24 protein-coding genes are annotated in these 17,393 nt (G+C 65.2%); 11 read left to right on the top strand and 13 right to left on the bottom strand.

Features of this window, described 5'->3' with window-relative positions; genetic code table 11:
* Nucleotide 1: 1 nt before the first annotated feature.
* A complete protein-coding gene (locus tag AC0L23_RS13620; protein ID WP_473357010.1) occupies nt 2–1,591 on the bottom strand; it encodes a DUF1800 domain-containing protein in 1,590 nt (529 codons plus the stop codon).
* Nucleotides 1,592–1,705: 114 nt separating this feature from the next.
* Here AC0L23_RS13620 and AC0L23_RS13615 point away from each other — a divergent pair, with 114 nt between their 5' ends.
* Nucleotides 1,706–1,897 (top strand): cysteine-rich CWC family protein, encoded by a 192-nt coding sequence (locus AC0L23_RS13615; protein ID WP_083926324.1) that lies wholly within the window; start codon nt 1,706–1,708, stop codon nt 1,895–1,897.
* A gap of 69 nt (nt 1,898–1,966) precedes the next feature.
* Here the strand turns inward: AC0L23_RS13615 and AC0L23_RS13610 are convergent, their stop codons facing one another.
* From AC0L23_RS13610 to AC0L23_RS13600, 3 genes are all read right to left on the bottom strand, one after another.
* Nucleotides 1,967–2,665: a glutathione S-transferase family protein gene (locus AC0L23_RS13610; RefSeq protein ID WP_085360578.1), complete on the bottom strand. Its 699-nt coding sequence runs from the start codon at nt 2,663–2,665 to the stop codon at nt 1,967–1,969.
* Between the two features lie 113 nt (nt 2,666–2,778).
* Nucleotides 2,779–3,009 carry a hypothetical protein gene (locus AC0L23_RS13605; protein ID WP_018453537.1) on the bottom strand — a complete coding sequence of 77 codons (231 nt, stop codon included), beginning with the start codon at nt 3,007–3,009 and terminating at the stop codon, nt 2,779–2,781.
* Nucleotides 3,006–3,785 (bottom strand): sulfite exporter TauE/SafE family protein, encoded by a 780-nt coding sequence (locus AC0L23_RS13600; protein ID WP_085360580.1) that lies wholly within the window; start codon nt 3,783–3,785, stop codon nt 3,006–3,008. The genes AC0L23_RS13605 and AC0L23_RS13600 overlap by 4 nt, the downstream gene beginning before the upstream one ends.
* A gap of 122 nt (nt 3,786–3,907) precedes the next feature.
* On the opposite strand from AC0L23_RS13600, the gene AC0L23_RS13595 reads away from it, so the two are divergent.
* The 4 genes from AC0L23_RS13595 to uvrB all read left to right on the top strand — a co-directional run bounded on the left by AC0L23_RS13595 (nt 3,908) and on the right by uvrB (nt 8,542).
* Nucleotides 3,908–4,825, top strand: coding sequence for a LysR substrate-binding domain-containing protein (locus tag AC0L23_RS13595; protein ID WP_473357009.1), 918 nt, complete (start codon nt 3,908–3,910; stop codon nt 4,823–4,825).
* Nucleotides 4,826–4,948: 123 nt separating this feature from the next.
* Nucleotides 4,949–5,176, top strand: coding sequence for a hypothetical protein (locus tag AC0L23_RS13590; protein ID WP_007596778.1), 228 nt, complete (start codon nt 4,949–4,951; stop codon nt 5,174–5,176).
* A 58-nt stretch (nt 5,177–5,234) separates the two neighbouring features.
* The gene (locus AC0L23_RS13585; RefSeq protein WP_018453534.1) at nt 5,235–5,465 is read left to right on the top strand and encodes a hypothetical protein; all 231 of its coding nucleotides are present in this window, start codon (nt 5,235–5,237) and stop codon (nt 5,463–5,465) included.
* 101 nt (nt 5,466–5,566) lie between these two features.
* Nucleotides 5,567–8,542, top strand: a complete 2,976-nt coding sequence (gene uvrB / locus AC0L23_RS13580; RefSeq protein ID WP_317245542.1) for an excinuclease ABC subunit UvrB — start codon at nt 5,567–5,569, stop codon at nt 8,540–8,542.
* Between the two features lie 69 nt (nt 8,543–8,611).
* On the opposite strand, the gene AC0L23_RS13575 is transcribed toward uvrB, so the two are convergent.
* The 3 genes from AC0L23_RS13575 to AC0L23_RS13565 form a co-directional block, all read right to left on the bottom strand.
* Nucleotides 8,612–8,797: a hypothetical protein gene (locus tag AC0L23_RS13575; RefSeq protein WP_240543162.1), complete on the bottom strand. Its 186-nt coding sequence runs from the start codon at nt 8,795–8,797 to the stop codon at nt 8,612–8,614.
* Nucleotides 8,794–8,997, bottom strand: a complete 204-nt coding sequence (locus tag AC0L23_RS13570; RefSeq protein WP_231190249.1) for a hypothetical protein — start codon at nt 8,995–8,997, stop codon at nt 8,794–8,796. Before AC0L23_RS13570 ends, AC0L23_RS13575 begins: the two co-directional genes overlap by 4 nt.
* A gap of 120 nt (nt 8,998–9,117) precedes the next feature.
* Nucleotides 9,118–9,357 (bottom strand): hypothetical protein, encoded by a 240-nt coding sequence (locus AC0L23_RS13565; RefSeq protein ID WP_018453532.1) that lies wholly within the window; start codon nt 9,355–9,357, stop codon nt 9,118–9,120.
* A gap of 275 nt (nt 9,358–9,632) precedes the next feature.
* Here AC0L23_RS13565 and AC0L23_RS13560 point away from each other — a divergent pair, with 275 nt between their 5' ends.
* The 5 genes from AC0L23_RS13560 (at nt 9,633) to AC0L23_RS13540 (ending at nt 12,954) form a co-directional block, all read left to right on the top strand.
* On the top strand, nt 9,633–10,085 hold the full coding sequence (locus AC0L23_RS13560) for a nuclear transport factor 2 family protein (protein WP_085350057.1): 453 nt from the start codon (nt 9,633–9,635) through the stop codon (nt 10,083–10,085).
* A gap of 216 nt (nt 10,086–10,301) precedes the next feature.
* On the top strand, nt 10,302–10,742 hold the full coding sequence (locus AC0L23_RS13555; RefSeq protein WP_018453530.1) for a nuclear transport factor 2 family protein: 441 nt from the start codon (nt 10,302–10,304) through the stop codon (nt 10,740–10,742).
* A gap of 213 nt (nt 10,743–10,955) precedes the next feature.
* On the top strand, nt 10,956–11,873 hold the full coding sequence (locus AC0L23_RS13550; RefSeq protein WP_198957603.1) for a hypothetical protein: 918 nt from the start codon (nt 10,956–10,958) through the stop codon (nt 11,871–11,873).
* Nucleotides 11,874–12,113: 240 nt separating this feature from the next.
* Complete coding sequence (locus AC0L23_RS13545; RefSeq protein WP_018453528.1) at nt 12,114–12,536, top strand: hypothetical protein; 423 nt, start codon at nt 12,114–12,116, stop codon at nt 12,534–12,536.
* A 280-nt stretch (nt 12,537–12,816) separates the two neighbouring features.
* Nucleotides 12,817–12,954, top strand: a complete 138-nt coding sequence (locus tag AC0L23_RS13540) for a hypothetical protein (RefSeq protein ID WP_018453527.1) — start codon at nt 12,817–12,819, stop codon at nt 12,952–12,954.
* 28 nt (nt 12,955–12,982) lie between these two features.
* Here AC0L23_RS13540 and AC0L23_RS13535 read toward each other — a convergent pair whose 3' ends face one another.
* From AC0L23_RS13535 to AC0L23_RS13525, 3 genes are all read right to left on the bottom strand, one after another.
* Nucleotides 12,983–13,129: a hypothetical protein gene (locus AC0L23_RS13535; protein ID WP_007596790.1), complete on the bottom strand. Its 147-nt coding sequence runs from the start codon at nt 13,127–13,129 to the stop codon at nt 12,983–12,985.
* Nucleotides 13,130–13,327: 198 nt separating this feature from the next.
* The gene (locus AC0L23_RS13530; RefSeq protein WP_018453526.1) at nt 13,328–13,810 is read right to left on the bottom strand and encodes a MaoC family dehydratase; all 483 of its coding nucleotides are present in this window, start codon (nt 13,808–13,810) and stop codon (nt 13,328–13,330) included.
* On the bottom strand, nt 13,810–14,262 hold the full coding sequence (locus AC0L23_RS13525; RefSeq protein WP_018453525.1) for a MaoC family dehydratase: 453 nt from the start codon (nt 14,260–14,262) through the stop codon (nt 13,810–13,812). Before AC0L23_RS13525 ends, AC0L23_RS13530 begins: the two co-directional genes overlap by 1 nt.
* 178 nt (nt 14,263–14,440) lie before the next feature.
* Between AC0L23_RS13525 and AC0L23_RS13520 the strand changes: the two genes are divergently transcribed.
* On the top strand, nt 14,441–14,737 hold the full coding sequence (locus AC0L23_RS13520) for a DUF4282 domain-containing protein (protein ID WP_018453524.1): 297 nt from the start codon (nt 14,441–14,443) through the stop codon (nt 14,735–14,737).
* A 29-nt stretch (nt 14,738–14,766) separates the two neighbouring features.
* Here AC0L23_RS13520 and ychF read toward each other — a convergent pair whose 3' ends face one another.
* From ychF to AC0L23_RS13505, 3 genes are read right to left on the bottom strand one after another with little or no spacing between them, the layout of a single operon-like run.
* Nucleotides 14,767–15,864 carry a redox-regulated ATPase YchF gene (gene ychF, locus AC0L23_RS13515; protein WP_026232547.1) on the bottom strand — a complete coding sequence of 366 codons (1,098 nt, stop codon included), beginning with the start codon at nt 15,862–15,864 and terminating at the stop codon, nt 14,767–14,769.
* A gap of 5 nt (nt 15,865–15,869) precedes the next feature.
* Nucleotides 15,870–16,475: an aminoacyl-tRNA hydrolase gene (pth, locus tag AC0L23_RS13510; protein ID WP_085358104.1), complete on the bottom strand. Its 606-nt coding sequence runs from the start codon at nt 16,473–16,475 to the stop codon at nt 15,870–15,872.
* Nucleotides 16,476–16,533: 58 nt separating this feature from the next.
* Nucleotides 16,534–17,253 (bottom strand): 50S ribosomal protein L25/general stress protein Ctc, encoded by a 720-nt coding sequence (locus AC0L23_RS13505; RefSeq protein ID WP_085358102.1) that lies wholly within the window; start codon nt 17,251–17,253, stop codon nt 16,534–16,536.
* Nucleotides 17,254–17,393 lie beyond the last annotated feature (140 nt).

The raw sequence follows: 17,393 nt of genomic DNA, 5'->3' as shown, positions 1-17,393 counted from the left end.
ATCATCTCCTCTGCATTTCGGGCGACATCAACAGCAGCGCCAGCGCCTGCTGCCGCGACTCCGCGCGCTCGATGGTCCGCCGCGTTTCGATCGAGGCCGCATCCGCGGCGGCAAATTCCAACAAATCGAGCGGGTCGATGTTGGGCCCAAGCCGCGCGCCCATTTGCGCGGCAATGTCGAGCCGGAGCTTGATGCCTTCCGGCGCAGCCCAGGCGGCATTGGTGTCGGCGAAACCATTCGGGCCGGCCGGCGACCACAGCGGCTGGCCCAGCAGATTGAGGTTGTTGAGATAGGCGCCGGGATCCTCCGGCACGCGCGCGAGCAGCCGGCCGCTCGCGACCAGGAAATCATAAGGGCTGCGCATCTTCGTCAGTGGCGCCTTCCACGCCTCGTCGGAATCGACCAGTGCGGTTGCCAGCGCTTTGAGATCCCCGTCGGTCTTGATGAAGACATCGCGCAGTCGCGCCACCAGCGCCGGCGGCGGATCGTCGGCGACGAAGTGGCGGACGAATTTGGTGGCGATGAAGCTCGCGGTCGAGGGATGGCGTGCGATGTCCGCGAGGGCGGCTTCGCCTTGCGCAAGGCCGGTCGGCTCGTAGTTCTTGCCGAGCAGCATTTGCGGCCCGGGCTGGTGCGCATTGACGTTGAACACGAACGAACCGGGCGCTCCCAGCTGTCCCTGCCGGCCAGCAAAGGTCCAGCCGGTGATGATGCGCGCGAGCGAGGTGACGTCGTCCTGCGTATAGCCGCCGCCGACGCCGAGCGTATGCAGCTCCATGATCTCGCGCGCGAGATTTTCGTTCAGCCCGCGCTTGCGGTTCTGGCCCGCGCGCGAGTCCGGTCCGAGCGATTGCTGGTTGTCGAGGAAGAACAGCATCGCCGGATGCTGCTCCACCGCTTTCAGCATGTCGGCGAAACGTCCGAGCACATGCGGCCTGATCGCCTCGCGCTCGAACGCACCGGCCCAGATCCGCGCCAGCTCGCCCTTGCTGGCGGAGATGCAGAAATGGTTGGACCAGAACACGACCAGCCGTTCGGTGAAGCCGCACTCGACCAGCGTCGCGCGCTGCAACCGCGCCAGTGCCTCGGCGCGAAAGGTTTTTTGGATGACGTTGAGCGGCTGCGGGGCGGGTTTTGCGGCAGGCGGCGCGGCCGCGTTGGGCTGCATAGTGTCCGGCTTGGCCATATTGTCCGCCGGCTTGTTGTCAGCCGGCTTATTGTTACCGGGCTTGGCCTCGGCCATCTGGCCGGCGATCTCGGTTGCCACGGCGTTCAGCGAGAGATTGCGGCGCGGTCCGGGCCTCTGATCGGCCGGCGCTTGCAACGGCGCTTCAGTCGGCGCGCCGGCCTTCGCGGCGGCCTCGCGCGCCTGCTTGACCTGATCCTGATAGGCGAACACGGCCTGCCCGAGCTGCTGCGCGGATTGCAGGCCCGGCGCCTCCAGCAGCACACCGTTGGGACGAGTGAGTTCCGCCTTCACAAAGCCGCGAGGATCGGAGGCCGCGTTGATGAGATCGCCGGATGCGCCGCCGCGGGCGCCGAAGCCGAAACGGTTGAGCGCGACGAGCGCGGCTTGCGAATCGCGGGCCATCGATATGTCCTTCGCGCGCTGCCAACCGCTTTCCCGATACGTGCGCGAGGCCTAATATACCGCAGCGGGAGATGAACCCGGCATGAAAACGACAGCCCGGCTTTTGCGCAAATCATGACAAATCGGCAAGACATTCCGGCGCAGCAACCCCGCCGCCTCGCCTGCTCTCGTTGCGGCGCCGAGTTCGGCTGCGACCTCTCCGGCACCTGCTGGTGCGCGGAAGAAACGGCGCGGCTGCCGATGCCGGTCAAGGGCGAGGATTGCTTGTGCCGGGCGTGCTTGCGTGCGGCGGCGGAGGCAACATAACCCTCCGCGTCCGCGGTATGGGTCCTAGCTTTCGCCAGGACGACGTTGAGGAGAGACGGCTCGCGACAACTACACTGGATGCCCCGGGGACTTCCGTGCCATGCCGTCGAACGCATCCAGCAGCTTTTCGCGCCAGGCGTAAACCGGGTCGTCCGCTTCCAGCAGCTTGAACGGGCTCGTCGCGCGCGCCCACTGAAAACCGCCGAACACGATGTAGTCGGCATAGTTCGGTGCGGCGCCGCCGATGAAGGGCTGCTTCTTGAGGGTCTGCCGCATCACCTCGAGCGATTTGCGGAAGGCGACCACGCCGGCATCGCGGCTGGCCATGATCTCTTCCAGCCTCTTGCCGCCGAAACGGGCCTCGCGCGACTGGCGGAAATAGGCGGCGTCGACCTCATCCAGATTGTTGGGAATGTCGGCGATGATCAATGGAAAGATGCCGCCGACGATGGCGATGTCGCCCCAGACATTGAGCATGCGTGCCATGGCGCGCCCGCCCTCGCCGCCAAACAGCGACGGACGATCCGGAAACTTGTCTTCGAGATAGATCGCGATCGTCCAGGAATCGACCACCGGCTGGTCGTGATGCACCAGCACCGGAACCTTCTCCGAGCCATGTGGCGCGATCGCGCTCTTCTCGGTGAAGCGCCAGGGCAACGTTTCCGCCGAAAGGCCCTTGTGCGCCAGCGCCATTCGCGTGCGCCAGCAGAACGGGCTGAACGGTCGCGAGGCGTCTGTGCCGACGAGTTCGAAGAGTTTGAGCGACATGAAAGGGTCTCCCGGTATTCCGTCATTGCACGCGAAGCGAAGCAATCCAGGACTGCCGCCGCGGAAGCATTCTGGATTGCTTCGCTTGCGCTCGCAACGACGGATGTGGAGAGCTAGCGCCCGTTCGTGCGCAGCAGCCTCTCGCCGTCCTCCGTCACCGCGATCACCAGCCCCATTCCGGGCAGCGTCTCGCGCGCGACATAGCCGCGGTCGGCGGCGTCTTCCCAGATGGTGAGGCGCGGGCACGACGTCTTCCAGGTCGCGATCACCTCGGCATAGGCGCGGGGCTCGCGCGCAACCCACTCGACGAAGTCCAGCACCAGCGGGTCGGCAGTCTCGCTCATTGCAAACCTCCCTTGTCGAAGGCTGCCAGCACCGGCGTGCGGACCAGCAGCCAGCTGCCATAGGCGATATAGTAGCAGGCGATGGTGGTGATCAGCTTCATCGACCAGGCCACGAATTGCTGGTCGGTCATGGCTTCGAGGATGCGCCGCGCCAGCGTGGTGCCGAGCATGGATGCTGCGATCGCGACGGCCGCGAGCACGGGATCGAGCGTCGCCGCCTGGTCGATCACGCCGCCGAAATAGATCAGCTTGCTGAAATGGCTGACGAGCTGGCACATCGCCTTGGTCGCCACCTTCTCGCGCCGGCCGAAATCGCCGCCGAGGAAGAAGGTGTCGAGCAGCGGCCCCGACACGCCGGTCATCAGCATGAGGTCCATGCAGATCGTGCCATAGACGGTGCCCTGCCAGAGACGGTCGGGATCCGGCTTGATGTTGGCGGGCAGCAGCCGCGCCATGAACGGCGTGATCCCGAGCAGCAGCAGCGCGACCGGCTTGTCCGGTACGTAGCGCGTGAGCGACCACGCCGCGAGCGCGACGGCCGCGCCGACCATATAGTTCGCGACCGGGCGCCAGCGGATATGCGTCCGCCAGAGAAAGGCGCGCCAGCCGTTGGAGGCCATCTGCGTGATCGCATGCAGCACCATCGCGGTCGGCAGCGGCATTAACGCCAGCAGCACGCCGATCAGGATCAGCCCGCCCGCCATGCCGAACAGCCCCGACAGGAACGCGGTGCCGACCATCAGCAATCCAAGGGCAGCGATCATGATGGGCGTCACGTAAAAATCTCCCGACCTTCTCCCCGCTCGCGGCGCGAAGCGAAGGAAACGTGCCCCGCTTGCCCCGTCTACGCAAACTGAGTTATCTTGGCCTGGCATCAGCTTTCCTGAGGGTCGGTCATTTGCGGCGCTTGCTGTTTCTCAACGGCATCAAGGCATTCGAGGCCGCGGCGCGGGCCGGCAGCTTTGCCGCGGCCGGCCTCGAGCTGAGCGTATCGGCAGCCGCCGTGAGCCGCATGGTGCACATCCTGGAAGAACGGCTCGGCGTCGCGCTGTTCGAGCGCAAGGCCAACAAGCTGCTGCTGACGCAGGCGGGCCGCGCCTATCAGAGCGGGCTGACGCCGATCTTCGATGCGCTCGCAAGCCTCACCGCGCAGGTGACGGCGCCCTCGAGCGTCCGCGTGCTCACCATCGGCATCGGCCACACCTTTGCGATGCGCTGGCTGATCCCGCGCCTGTCGGAGTTTCGCAGCGAAGAGCCCGACATCGAGGTGCGCTTCACCACCGGCGGCGCGTCGGTGCCGTTCGGCGAGGACTGGAGCTGCGGCATCCAGCTCGGCACCGGCGACTGGCCGAGGCTGGTGGCCGAACCGCTGTTCGCCGGCGACCTCACGCCGGTCTGCGTGCCCCGCCTCGCCTCCTCGCTGAAGCGCCCGGCCGATCTCAAGGCACCGAGCCTGATCCGCGTCGCGCATTCGCCCGAGGACTGGCCGATCTGGCTCAAGGCCGCAAACCTCGCGCGCGTCAACGCGCGGGGACCGGAGTTCCAGTTCTACGGCCAGGCGCTTCAGGCTGCCGCCGACGGGCTCGGAATCGCCATGGGCATCCGACCCTATATCGACGACGACCTCGCCGCCGGCCGGCTGGTGGCGCCATTCGAGCTCTCGGTGCCCAAGGGCATGCGCTGGTACCTGCTCTATCGCAGCTTCCAGACCGAGCAGCGCGACTTTGCCGCGTTCCGCCGGTGGATCATGCGCGCGGCGTCGGAACCCGCCGCCCGTCCCGTCCGGCGGCCCGGCCGCACCAGCGCGCGGAACTGACGCTGCTATCGGACTTTGGCAAAAAAGCCCGCCGCTTGTGAACGGCTTCACATCCTGAAATCCGCAAACGTGGTCCCCTGACCCTCCAACAAGGCGCTCGAATAAAACATTTTGGGGACTGCAATGACGACCCTTTACGACGGCTTTGACATCGAATCCTTCGAAGCTGGCCAGGGGCTGTGGCACGCCCGGATCCGGCGTGCCGATTTCAGCCCGGTTGCCATCGACGGCGTGCTGTTTCCGGCCATGGAAGTCGGCTTCGCCTGGCCTGATCCCGATGCCGCGATTGCCCATGCCAAGCACCACATCGATCGCTTCCGCCGGCGGGCCGACGACAGCGACGACGAATAAGCGAGCGGGACTGCAGGCGAACCAAGGAACGGCGCAGGGTCAAAGGGGGAAATCGGTCATGTCAGTCATCGAATTCGAAGACACGCCGCGGCCGAGGATTTACACCCGCAATGTGTTGTCCAGCTGCCCGGAATGCGAGGGCGATCTCACGGTGCTCCGCGTGATCGGCGGCCGTGCCGGATGCGAGTATTGGACCATGCGCTGCACCGATTGCGGCGGCATCCATCTCGACATCCTCGAGCCGCGTCAGGCAGCCGGGGACGATGAGGGACCGCTGCCGGCGGCCTGATCGCAAGATCCCAAGGCCTGCTGCCAACCTGCTGTCAGCAGTCTGAGCATTGCCGGGCATTCGCTCTTTATTGCGAGGCGGACTCGCCCCATATTCGGAGCATGGCGAAGAAACCTGCATCCTCCGAAAAATCCGGCAAATCCCCCAAGGCCAAGGCTCCGAACGCGAAGGCGCCGAATTCCAAGGCGTCTCGCCCCGACGTGCAGCCGATCGGGCCGGCGTTGGCCGAGTTGCTCAATCCCGCGATCAATCGCGGCGATGCCGGGCTCGGATCGGGCACCGGACTGCAGCCGCCGCCGGACAATTCGCGCGACCGCCGCTCCGGAGGCGAGGCCGCCGCGCATCGCGCGCGGGCCTCGACGCCGAAAGAGTTTCCGCAGGACAATACGAGGCCAATGCCGCTGCGGCCCAATCCGCAGCCGCCCGGCGCCCGCGACGCGGGCTTCGACGAGGCGCCGCAGGCCCATTACGGAACCGCGGCCACGATACCGACGCTCGATCCGGAACTGGCGCGTCAGCTCGGCCTCCCGACGGAAGAGGACGATGCCGAAGCCCTGGCTCGTCCGCCGCGCAGCAAGATGGAGGCGCTCGGCGTCAAGGCCACCGCCGACGCGCTGGAATCGCTGATCCGCGAGGGCCGGCCGGAGTTCCGCAAGGACGACGGCTCCACCAGGGTGTGGACCCCGCATCGGCCGCCGCGCCCGGAAAAGTCCGAAGGCGGCGTGCGCTTCGAGATCAAGTCGCATTATGAGCCGCGCGGCGACCAGCCAACCGCGATCGCCGAGCTGGTCGAGGGCATCAACCGCAACGACCGCTCGCAGGTGCTGCTCGGCGTGACCGGCTCCGGCAAGACCTACACCATGGCCAAGGTGATCGAGGCGACGCAGCGGCCCGCCATCATCCTGGCACCGAACAAGACGCTCGCCGCCCAGCTCTATGGCGAGTTCAAGAGCTTCTTCCCCGACAACGCGGTCGAGTATTTCGTCAGCTATTACGACTATTACCAGCCGGAAGCGTATGTCCCTCGCACCGACACCTACATAGAAAAGGACTCCTCGATCAACGAGCAGATCGACCGCATGCGCCACTCGGCGACGCGCGCGCTGCTCGAACGCGACGACGTCATCATCGTTGCCTCGGTGTCCTGCATCTACGGTATCGGCTCGGTCGAAACCTACACCGCGATGACCTTTGCCCTGAAGAAGGGCGAGCGCATCGACCAGCGCCAGCTGATCGCCGACCTCGTCGCGCTGCAGTACAAGCGCACCCAGGCCGATTTTACCCGCGGCACATTTCGCGTGCGCGGCGATGTCATCGACATCTTCCCGGCGCACTATGAAGACCGTGCCTGGCGCGTGAACCTGTTCGGCGACACCGTCGAGACCATCGAGGAGTTCGACCCGCTCACCGGCCACAAGCAGGACGAGCTCGAATTCATCAAGATCTACGCCAACTCGCACTATGTGACGCCGCGCCCGACGCTGGTGCAGGCAATCAAGTCGATCAAAGCCGAATTGAAGATGCGGCTCGACCAGCTCCACGATCAGGGCCGCCTGCTCGAAGCCCAGCGGCTGGAGCAGCGCACCACCTTCGACCTCGAGATGATGGAGGCGACCGGAAGCTGCGCCGGTATCGAGAACTATTCGCGCTATCTCACCGGGCGCCTGCCCGGCGAGCCGCCGCCGACGCTGTTCGAATATGTGCCCGACAACGCGCTGGTGTTCGCCGACGAGAGCCACGTCACCGTTCCCCAGATCGGCGGCATGTTCCGCGGCGACTTCCGCCGCAAGGCGACGCTCGCCGAATATGGCTTCCGGCTGCCCTCTTGCATGGACAACCGCCCGCTGCGCTTCGAGGAATGGGACATGATGCGGCCGCAGACCATCGCGGTCTCCGCGACGCCCAGCGCCTGGGAGATCAACGAGAGCGGTGGCGTGTTCGTCGAGCAGGTGATTCGCCCGACCGGTCTGATTGATCCGCCGGTCCACATCCGCCCGGCCCGCACCCAAGTCGACGATCTCGTCGGCGAGGTCCGGGCCACGGCGCAGGCCGGCTATCGCTCGCTGATTACGGTGCTGACAAAGCGCATGGCGGAGGATCTCACCGAATATCTGCATGAGCAGGGCATTCGCGTTCGCTACATGCACAGCGATATCGACACCATCGAACGCATCGAGATCATTCGCGATCTGCGGCTCGGCGCGTTCGACGCGCTGGTCGGCATCAATTTGCTGCGCGAAGGCCTCGACATTCCCGAATGCGCGCTGGTCGCGATCCTCGACGCCGACAAGGAAGGCTTCCTGCGCAGCGAAACCTCGCTGATCCAGACCATCGGCCGCGCCGCGCGCAACGTCGACGGCAAGGTGATCCTCTATGCCGACCAGATGACGGGATCGATGGAGCGCGCCATCGCCGAAACCGACCGCCGCCGCGAGAAGCAGGTCGAGTACAACACGGCGCATGGCATCACGCCGGAGAGCATCAAGAAGTCGATCGGCGACATCATGAACAGCGTCTACGAGCGCGATCACGTGCTGGTCGAGATCGGCGGCCACGACATGACCGACGACGTCATCTCGATCGGCCACAATTTTGAAGCCGTGCTCGGCGATCTCGAGACGAGGATGCGCGAGGCCGCCGCCGATCTGAACTTCGAGGAAGCCGCGCGCCTGCGCGACGAGGTCAAGCGCCTGCGCGCCACCGAGCTCGCGGTGGTCGACGATCCCACCGTCAAGCAGCGCACGGTGCAGGGCAAGGCCGGAGCCTATGCGGGCGCGAAGAAATACGGCGACGCCGCCAATTTGCCGGTCAGCGCGCTGAAGAACAAGAGCGCAGCCACAGCGCTCAAGGCCAGCGGCAGCAAGGGCTCGCGAATCCACAAGCCGCATCTCGACGAGATGCACGGCCCGGAATCGTTGCCATATCGGGGCGACCGCGCGCTGCCGTCGAAGCCGTTCGGTGGCGAGAGCCGCATCATCCAGCCGACGGATTCAAGGCAGTCAGGGCCGGAGTTCGGGCCATCGCCGAGGTCGAGCGGTGGGGCGCCGGGGCATAGGGGTGGGTGGAAGAAGAGGTAAGGGGGCGCGGAGCGCCGGCGCCGCCCATGGTTGTTCATGGCGGCGTCGGAGAATCATGAGAACGCGAACTCACCCCAGGCTCGCCGTCACCACCGCCATCACCGACAGCAGCAGCACGGTTGTCATCAGTTGCAGCGAGGCGACCGGCTGGGTGCGCCATGCCGTGATCTTGTCGGCGAGCGACAGATGGGCCTCGAAGACTTCGGTTCGTAGACGGTTCTTGAACAAATGCGGGAAGCTCGGCCCGAAGCTCACTGCAAGCAGCGCATGGGCGAGCGAGACGATGACGACGAAGATGGCGACGCCGGGATCGCCGACCAGGTCGTGATGCCGACCAGCTTGAGCAGGAAGGCGGCGGCGGCGAAGGTCGGGAAGCTCTGCAGCGTCGCGGTCAGTGCGAGGCCTTCGAGCGCGTTGTGCATGCTGGACTTTCTGACTCTGGCCACGGCGGCCATGGCACGTCTCCCTGAGGACATGCAGATGAATCTAGCCGTCATCAGGGGGACCTGATGTGAGATGCGTCACGCCCATTTCCTCTGCGGGAACAAGGCGCGCGCGCCCCGAATGACCAGGGGTTACAGCTTGCCCTGCCCGTTCACCTGGCTCTGCTGTTGCCGCTGTCTCTCCTGCTCTTGCTGTTCCTTGGCATGGTGGCGGCCGTAGAGGCAGCCGGCGGCGGCGCCGAGGACGCCGTGATGGCCGGCATAGTGGCCGGCGACGCCGCCGACGACGGCGCCCTTGATGCAGCCCTTGGCGTTGGCGGCGGACGTCGCGCCACAGATGAGAAGTACGGCGATGGCGGCGAGGGATTTCATGGATCGATGTCTCCGGATGCGGTGTCGCACTCTCAACAGGCACGGGCCCGTCCCGGTTCCCGCGCGCACGCGATGCTTCGCTAGACCATGCAGCCGAACGCCTGCACGAATTCGTGAAGGCTCGCGCTCGCTCAATCATAAATTGTAGCCATGAACCTGGCATTGCGCTGGCGTGTCATACGTCAGCAATATTCCCTGTAGTTTGCGGATTGCCGGTGTCCGAGGCAGCGCGTTAGCCTTGCGCGAACTCCACACGGCCAATGAGGGCGGGCGGAATGACGGTCGAGAAGCTCAATCGCCAGCGCGTGCTGCATCTGCTCGACGCCATCTCGCGCAGCGATCTCGCGGCCGCGCTGTCGTGCTGCACCGAGGACGTCGACTTCCTCACCCACGCGCCGATCGACGTGCTGCCGCACATGGGCCCGTGCCACGGCAAGCAGGAGCTCGGCGAATTCTGGCGCACCGTGCAGGAGCGATACGCCGAGATCCGCTACGAGGTGCCGCAGATCGTCGCCGAGGGGGACACGGTCGCGGCCTATCTGCGCGTGTTCTTCAGGAAGCGCAGCAACGACCGCATCATTCAGGTCGACATGGCCGTGTTCTACACTTTTCGCCACGGCCAGGTGGCGCAGATCCGGGAGATCATCGATTCCTACGATCTGGTGCAGCAGGTGCTGGAACGTGAGATCGGCCCCCTGATCGTGGGCGAGCGGGTGGACGGGGGTTAGCTCTCTCCCAAACCGGCCCGGACCGGGAAAAATGCGGGGTTTTATTGTAAATCTCACACGCCGGGATCAATTGTGCATTGCGAAAACGTGAATTGCGTTTTGGCCGAATTGACGTATTTTGTTCGCATACAAATGAGTTGAGCGACCCCGCGGCACCTTTCCTGTGCGCTTGGGGTTGTTTTTCGCTTTCGCAAGCCAGCTTCAGGACTGCCCAAGATGACAGAGCACAGCCTCTGGCGTTTCTCGCGTGCGTTGCACCGCGCGATCAACGACCGGCATTTCGAGGACATCGAGGCCCTGATCGACGAGGACGTCGAGTGGGCGCTCTATGGGCCGATCGACATGTTTCCGTTCCTCGGCGCGCGCCAGGGCAAGGACGCCGTGCTCGACGTCATCCGCCAATTCGCCGACAATTTCCAGGTCCGCCGCTTCGACCGCGAGAGCATCATGCTCGGTGTCGATTCCGCCGCCTCGATGCTGCGCTATTCGCTGACCGCACTGGATTCCAGCAAGCCGATCAGCTTGCGGGTGGCGCAGTTTGCCCAGTTCAGGGCGGGCAAGCTCACCAGCATGCGCGTGCTGATCGACACGTTTGATCTGGTCGAGCAGGCACTTGGCCGCGCCATTCATCTGCCGAAGATGACCAGCGTCGGCTGAACGGAACACCAACGGGCCCCGCACTTCGGGACCGATGGCTGAGCACCCCACGACGCGTCCTGGCCTCCAGCCCCGCCGGATGCAATCGTGGAGAAGCTCGTCATCGGGCGCGCGCCTTTCGCGCGGCCCGTTGGTTCGCGTCTGATGGAACCGCCACAATTTCGCAATGATGGTTCCGCATCCTCGGCGGGAACTGGGCTGACGGGCAGGACGATGGAATTCGCGACAGGGTTTGGCTGGACCAGGCTGCCGATGCTGGCGGCCGCTTTGATCTTGGGATCGGTGCTGACGGTTGCGGCGCAGATCATTCCGCCCTTCTCCCCCGGCCCGGCCGCAGCGCCCGACGACGACGCCGAAGCGGCGGAGGCCCCCGACGTCAACGACCCCGACGTGCTGAGCGGCATCGACGTTGACAAGCTCGACTGGGGCCAGCTCGCGATCGACGCCGGCACGCTCAACGACATCATCGCCGCCAAGAAGCGCGCGCAGGCCGCCGCCAAGGACGGGCTGAACTGGGCGACGAACGCCAACGCCAACGGCTCCTCGGCGGTGACGGTGAAGCAGTCGGTATCCTCATTCTGGGACGCCCGCATCGGCGCCGACATGACGGTGACGAGCGAGCCGCGGACGATGTCCGAGCTGCTGGCACAGAAGGCCAGCAATGGCGGCAGCGTGCCTCAATCGTCCGGCAGCGCCTGGGCGGCCGCGACCGCGCCGGGCGCCGGCGCGATCTGGGACAAGACCGCGGTGGAGGCTCGCGTCGATCCCGGCGCGGAGCAGAGCAAGCTCGGGGCCTCGCTGATCAAGTCGGTGCCGCTGTCGGGCGACACGTCGCTGACGCTGCAGAACGGCTACAGCGTCAACCAGCAGGGCACCACGGCGCTCCCCGGCGTCGGCGGTCACGTCACGCGCAATTACGAGACCGAGCAGTCGGCCAAGGTCACTCTCACCGATACCGGCACCAGCATCACCGCGGGCCAGTCGCTGTCGACCACGGACGACAAATGGCTGCGCAAGGTCGGCGCGGAACAGAAGCTGTTCGACAACGTCACCGTCTCCGGTTCCGTCGGCGAAACCTCGCAAGGGGCGATCAACAAGAGCCTGACGGCGGGTTTCAAGAAGAGCTGGTAGCTGTTTTCGCCTCTCCCCCCTGCGGGGCGAGGGAGTCGAGCACCGACCGGCCGCGCATTCACTTCGGCGCGGCGGCCGCGTTCAGACTCCGGTAACCATACGCCACGGCAAAGCCCCCGAATGGACCGCCCTTGCCGCACCTCGGCCAAGTTGCGGCCAAAATCCGGCGCCCTAGTCCCAGACCGACGTCGTCGTGCGGGGGACACTCGCGCTGCGCTCAACGCGAACAGGGGAATAACGATGAACGCCATGCGTCCGGAAAAGACCGAAGCCACCGAGACCGAGACCATCGACACCAACCTTGCCGCAGTGACGGAAGTCGAAGCCGGCATCCGTGACTTCGTCCGCAACGACATCGCCTATCTGCGCCGTCCGGCAGCGACCGCCGCGGACGCGCCGCCGCTCGATCCGAGCGCGGAGGCCACCGTCACCAACGTCAACTCGCTGATCCAGCGCGTCGCCGGCACCTCCCTCGCCGAGATCGAGAATTTGATCTCCGAGCTCGAGAGCCTGCGCGACCTGCTCCACGCCGAAGGCCAGCGCGTCCAGCGCGAGATCTCCGGCTACGCCCAGCTCAGCCAGGCCGCGATGAAGTCGACCCGCATGATCGCCGACAACGTCTCGCAGTGGAAGCGCGCCGCCGACGGCCTGCGCAACAGTTGATCGCTGCATCCCGCATCACCAGCCGCCGCGTTCCGAAAGGGGCGCGGCGGTTTTGATTCGTGGGGTGTGTGACGGTGCGCACGCGCCCCACGAAAAGTGTCATCACGCGAAAGCGGGTGATCCAGTATTCCAGAGGCAGCGAGGCTAGAACTGTGACGCGCGGCGTACCGGATGCCCCGCTTAGGCGGGGCATAACAGCGGAGGGGTTTGAACTTCCCGCATCCATCCGGCGACTAACGCCAAGCGCTCTTGCCATCGCGGCCGGGCCTGGGGACTTTTCATGGAAAGCATTCGGCCCGACACCACCGACCCGATACCGCTGCGGCCCGCGCCGAACCAGTTCGGCACGATCATGCTGCGTTTTGTCGGTTTGCTGGCGGTTGCGATCGCGACATTGGCGTTCGTCTATAGCCGCTGAGGGCGGAGGCCGCGGAGTTAACGAAATCTTACCGGGCGGCTTCCACGGTCGAAGCTTCCAGGGTGTAGGCGCCGTCGGCATAGCCCTTCACCACCATGCCGGCCACCAGCATCACGGCCAGCGTCGCGGTAGCAAAGATGAATCCGACCAGCTTGAGTGCGCCGCGGTCTGCCATGGTCCTCGTCCCCTGTACTCTGCCCAGTTCGTTCAAATAGACAGCGACAGGTTCATAATTGGTTAGCAACTCGATGGTTCCGCGCATTGCTTCGCGGGAAAACCATGTTGCGCAGGCTTATGGCAGCCACCCGGAATCGCGTCCATAGCGCGGGGGCAACACTCGCGCGCTGTTTTCGCCGTTCATCCTGGAACGAATCTAACCGCCGTTCACACGCATCGGCACGAAGGCGGTTGCGGTGATGGCGTAGACGTCCTCGCCGCGCTGGTTGGTGCCGGTGGTGCGCGCGGTCAGGATGCCCCAACCGGGTCGCGAGGCGGAGCTGCGCTTGTCGATGACGACGTTGACGTAGGTGACGATGTCGCCGGCGAGCACCGGCCTGATCCAGCGCAGGTCGCGAAAGCCCGGCGACGGGCCCCACACCGCGACCTCCTCGCCGCGCGAAGCGGCTTCCCGCGCCAGGCGCTGGCCGTCGGCGACAAGCAGGCTCATGCAGGCCGACCCGACGTGCCAGCCCGAGGCCGCGAGCCCGCCAAACAAGGAGTTCTTGCCCTCCTCCTCGTCGAGGTGAAAACGCTGCGGATCGAACTTTGCGGCGAATGTCTTGATCGACTCGGCCGTGAACGTATAGGCGCCGATCTCACGGCGATGCCCAATCTCGATCTCCTCGAAAAACGGCATCAGACCGCCCCTTCGCGCCGCTTGATCAGGATCGGCGACGTCATCTCGCACAGCGCATCACCCCCGGCGTTGCGCACGGTGCATTTGAATTTGACGATGCCGAGCTCCGGGCGGCTCTTCGAGGTGCGGGCCTCCACGACGTCGACTTCGAGCATGAGATCGTCGCCGGGTCTGAGCGGCGACAGCCACCGCACTTCGTCGACGCCGGGAGATCCCAGCGAAGCGGCGCGGGTGATGAAACCGTCGGCCATCATCCGCATCATCAGCGAACAGAGATGCCAGCCCGAGCCGGACAGGCCGCGCAGCATGCTTTTGCTGGCGGCGTCCTCGTCGAGGTGCATCGGCTGCGGATCGAACTCGGCGGCAAAGGCCACGATCTCGTCGCGCGTGACATGGCGCGGGCCGAATGTTCCGAACCGGCCGGGCGGGAAATCTTCGAAGGTCAGGGTCATCTTGGGAAAGGTTTGAGGGAACGACAGATTGTGGCCGCACTTTGCGGCAATCTCAACCCGCCGGCCCGCATGGCTCGTGCTACATTCGGCGCGCCGGCGTCGGTCTTGAGTCGGATCGAGCAGGGGCCACGATCCATTTGCAAGGCCCGACAACACCTGAATTGCCCTGGGGAGAGCAATGTTTTCATTCAGCGACCTGTTTCAATGGGACCGCTTTATCACGCCGACGATCATCAAGACCTTCTACTGGCTGGTGATCGCGCTGATCTGCCTGTTCGGCCTCTCCGGCATCTTCTCCGGCCTCGCAATGATGGCGATCAGCCCGTTCGGCGGCTTCCTGATGCTGCTGTCGTCGATCGCGAGCGTCGTCGTCGGAATCGTGTTCTCGCGCATTCTCGCCGAGCTGATCCTGATCATCTTCCGCATCAACGAGCATCTTGGCGCGATCAGGGATCAAGGCGGCGGGGTGCGGTAGGGCGCTTCCGGGGCACGAACTCCAGCGTCTTACGTGTTGAACCTGAAATGCATCACGTCGCCGTCGGCGACGACGTATTCCTTGCCTTCGAGGCGGAGCTTGCCGGCATCGCGGGCGCCGGCTTCGCCGTTCAGCGCGACGTAGTCCTCATACGCGATGGTCTCGGCGCGGATAAAACCCTTCTCGAAGTCGGTGTGGATCACGCCGGCCGCGCCCGGCGCCTTGGTGCCGCGATAGATGGTCCAGGCGCGCGCTTCCTTCGGGCCCACCGTGAAATAGGTGATGAGGTCGAGCAGCGTGTAGCCGGCGCGGATCAGGCGATCGAGGCCGGCCTCTTCGAGACCCAGCGTCTCCAGGAAGTCGGCGCGTTCGTCGCGCGAAATGGTGGCGATCTCGGATTCGATTTTTGCCGAGATGACGACCGCAATGGCGCCTTCCTTGGCAGCCTGGTCCTGCACCGCCTTCGAGAACGAATTGCCTGATGCGGCCGAGCCTTCCTCGACGTTGCAGACGTAGAGCACGGGCTTGGACGACAGCAGGCCGAGCATCCCGAAGGCGCGCTCCTCCTCCGCCTTGCGCTCGACGAGGCGCGCGGGCTTGCCTTCGCGCAGCAGCACCAGCGTGCGATTGACGAGGTCGAGCTGCTCCTTGGCGTCCTTGTCGTTGCCCTTGGCCTTCTTGGACAAATTGTCGACGCGCTTCTCGAGGCTGTCGAGATCGGCGAGCATCAGCTCGGTCTCGATGGTCTCGATATCGGCGAGCGGGGCGATCTTGCCTTCGACATGGGTAATGTCGGAGTCCTCGAAGCAGCGCACGACATGCGCGATGGCGTCGACCTCACGGATGTTGGCGAGGAACTGGTTGCCGAGGCCTTCACCCTTGGACGCGCCGCGCACGAGGCCGGCGATGTCAACGAAGGTCAGCCGGGTCGGGATGATCTGGCCCGACTTGGCGATCGCTGCGAGCTTATCGAGCCGCGGATCCGGCACCGCGACCTCGCCGACATTCGGCTCGATCGTGCAGAACGGATAGTTCGCCGCCTGCGCCGCGGCCGTCTCGGTCAGCGCGTTGAACAAGGTCGACTTGCCGACATTGGGCAACCCGACGATCCCGCATTTAAATCCCACGAGCGTTATTCCTTGCCGTTGTCGTCCTTGGTCAAAAATCCCTTCGCCTGCATGGCGAGGTGCACCCTGTTGGCGAAGGTCGCGTCCGTGCCTTTGGCAACCAATGCCACGTGCTCGGCCACCGCGTCGCAGAGCGTCGCCACCCAGTCGTTGTCCGCTTTGGCGAAGTCCGACAGCACATGGCCGTGCACCAATTCCTTGACGCCGGGATGACCGATGCCGAGCCGCACCCGGCGGTACTCGTTGCCGATATGGGCGGAGATCGAGCGCAGGCCGTTGTGGCCGGCGATGCCGCCGCCGATCTTCACCCGCACCTTGCCCGGCGGCAGTTCGAGTTCGTCATGGAATACGGTGACGTCGCCCGGCGCGATCTTGAAGAAGCTTGCCGCTTCCTGAACGCTGCGGCCGGAATCATTCATGTAGGTCATCGGCTTGAGCAGGATCACGCGCTCGGTGCCGAGCGTGCCTTCCGAGGTCTCGCCCTGAAACCTGCGGCGCCAGGGTGCGAAACCATGACGCCGCGCGATCTCGTCGACGGCCATGAAGCCGACATTGTGCCGGTTACGTGCGAATTTCGGGCCGGGATTGCCGAGCCCAACAAACAGTCGCATGACGCGGCGCGCCCCTCGCTCGGCGCGCGATCAGGGACCGCGCGCCAGCTTTGAGAGATTACTTCTTCTTGTCGCCGCCGGCGGGAGCCTTGGCAGCCGGGGCCTTGGCAGCCGCTGCCGGAGCAGCACCCGCAGCAGGAGCGGCAGTACCAGCCGCCGGAGCAGCAGCACCTGCAGCCGGAGCAGCAGCCGCGGCCTTCAGCTCTTCGGCGTAGCCGGACGGCGGCACGATGGTGACGAGGGTCGCGTCCTCGGCGGTCAGCGCCTTTACGCCTGCCGGCAGCTTGATGTCAGAGAGATGCAGCGAGTGGCCGATTTCGAGCGAACCGACGTCAGCCTCGATGAACTGCGGGATGTTCTCCACGCCGCACTCGAGCTCGATCGCGTGCGCAACGATGTTCACGGCGCCGCCGCGCTTCACGCCGGGCGAACCTTCAGCCTTCACCACGTGCAAGGGAACGCTGATGCGGATGGTGGCGCCTTCGCCGAGCCGCATGAAGTCGACGTGGATCGGGAAATCCTTGACCGGATCGAGGTGGTAGTCGCGCGGAATCACGCGGTGCTTGTTGCCTTCGAGGTCGATGTCGACCAGCGTGGTCAGGAACCGGCCGGCGAGGATGCGCGAGCGCAGTTCGCGATCGTCAACCGAGATGGTCAGCGGGGGCTGGTTGTTGCCGTAGATCACTCCGGGCACTCTCCCGGCGCGACGCTCAGCCCGGGCGGCCCCCTTGCCGCTCTTCGGACGTGCGGTCGCCTTCAATTCCTTGACGGTCGCCATAACGTTAAGTCCTTGTTTTTGCAAAAGTTAATGGGCCGCAACGCGGCCCATGGCATACGCCGCAGCAAGCCTCCAGGGGTGCGGGGGCTGCGGACGTGGCGGGCTTTTACCCGGAAGACGCGGAAATAACAAGGAGAATG

The sequence above is a fragment of the Bradyrhizobium sp. MI1.4 genome (assembly GCF_055811315.1).
The sequence above is the reverse complement of the archived record's forward strand: the minus strand, read 5'-3'. Positions and strand labels throughout refer to the sequence as shown.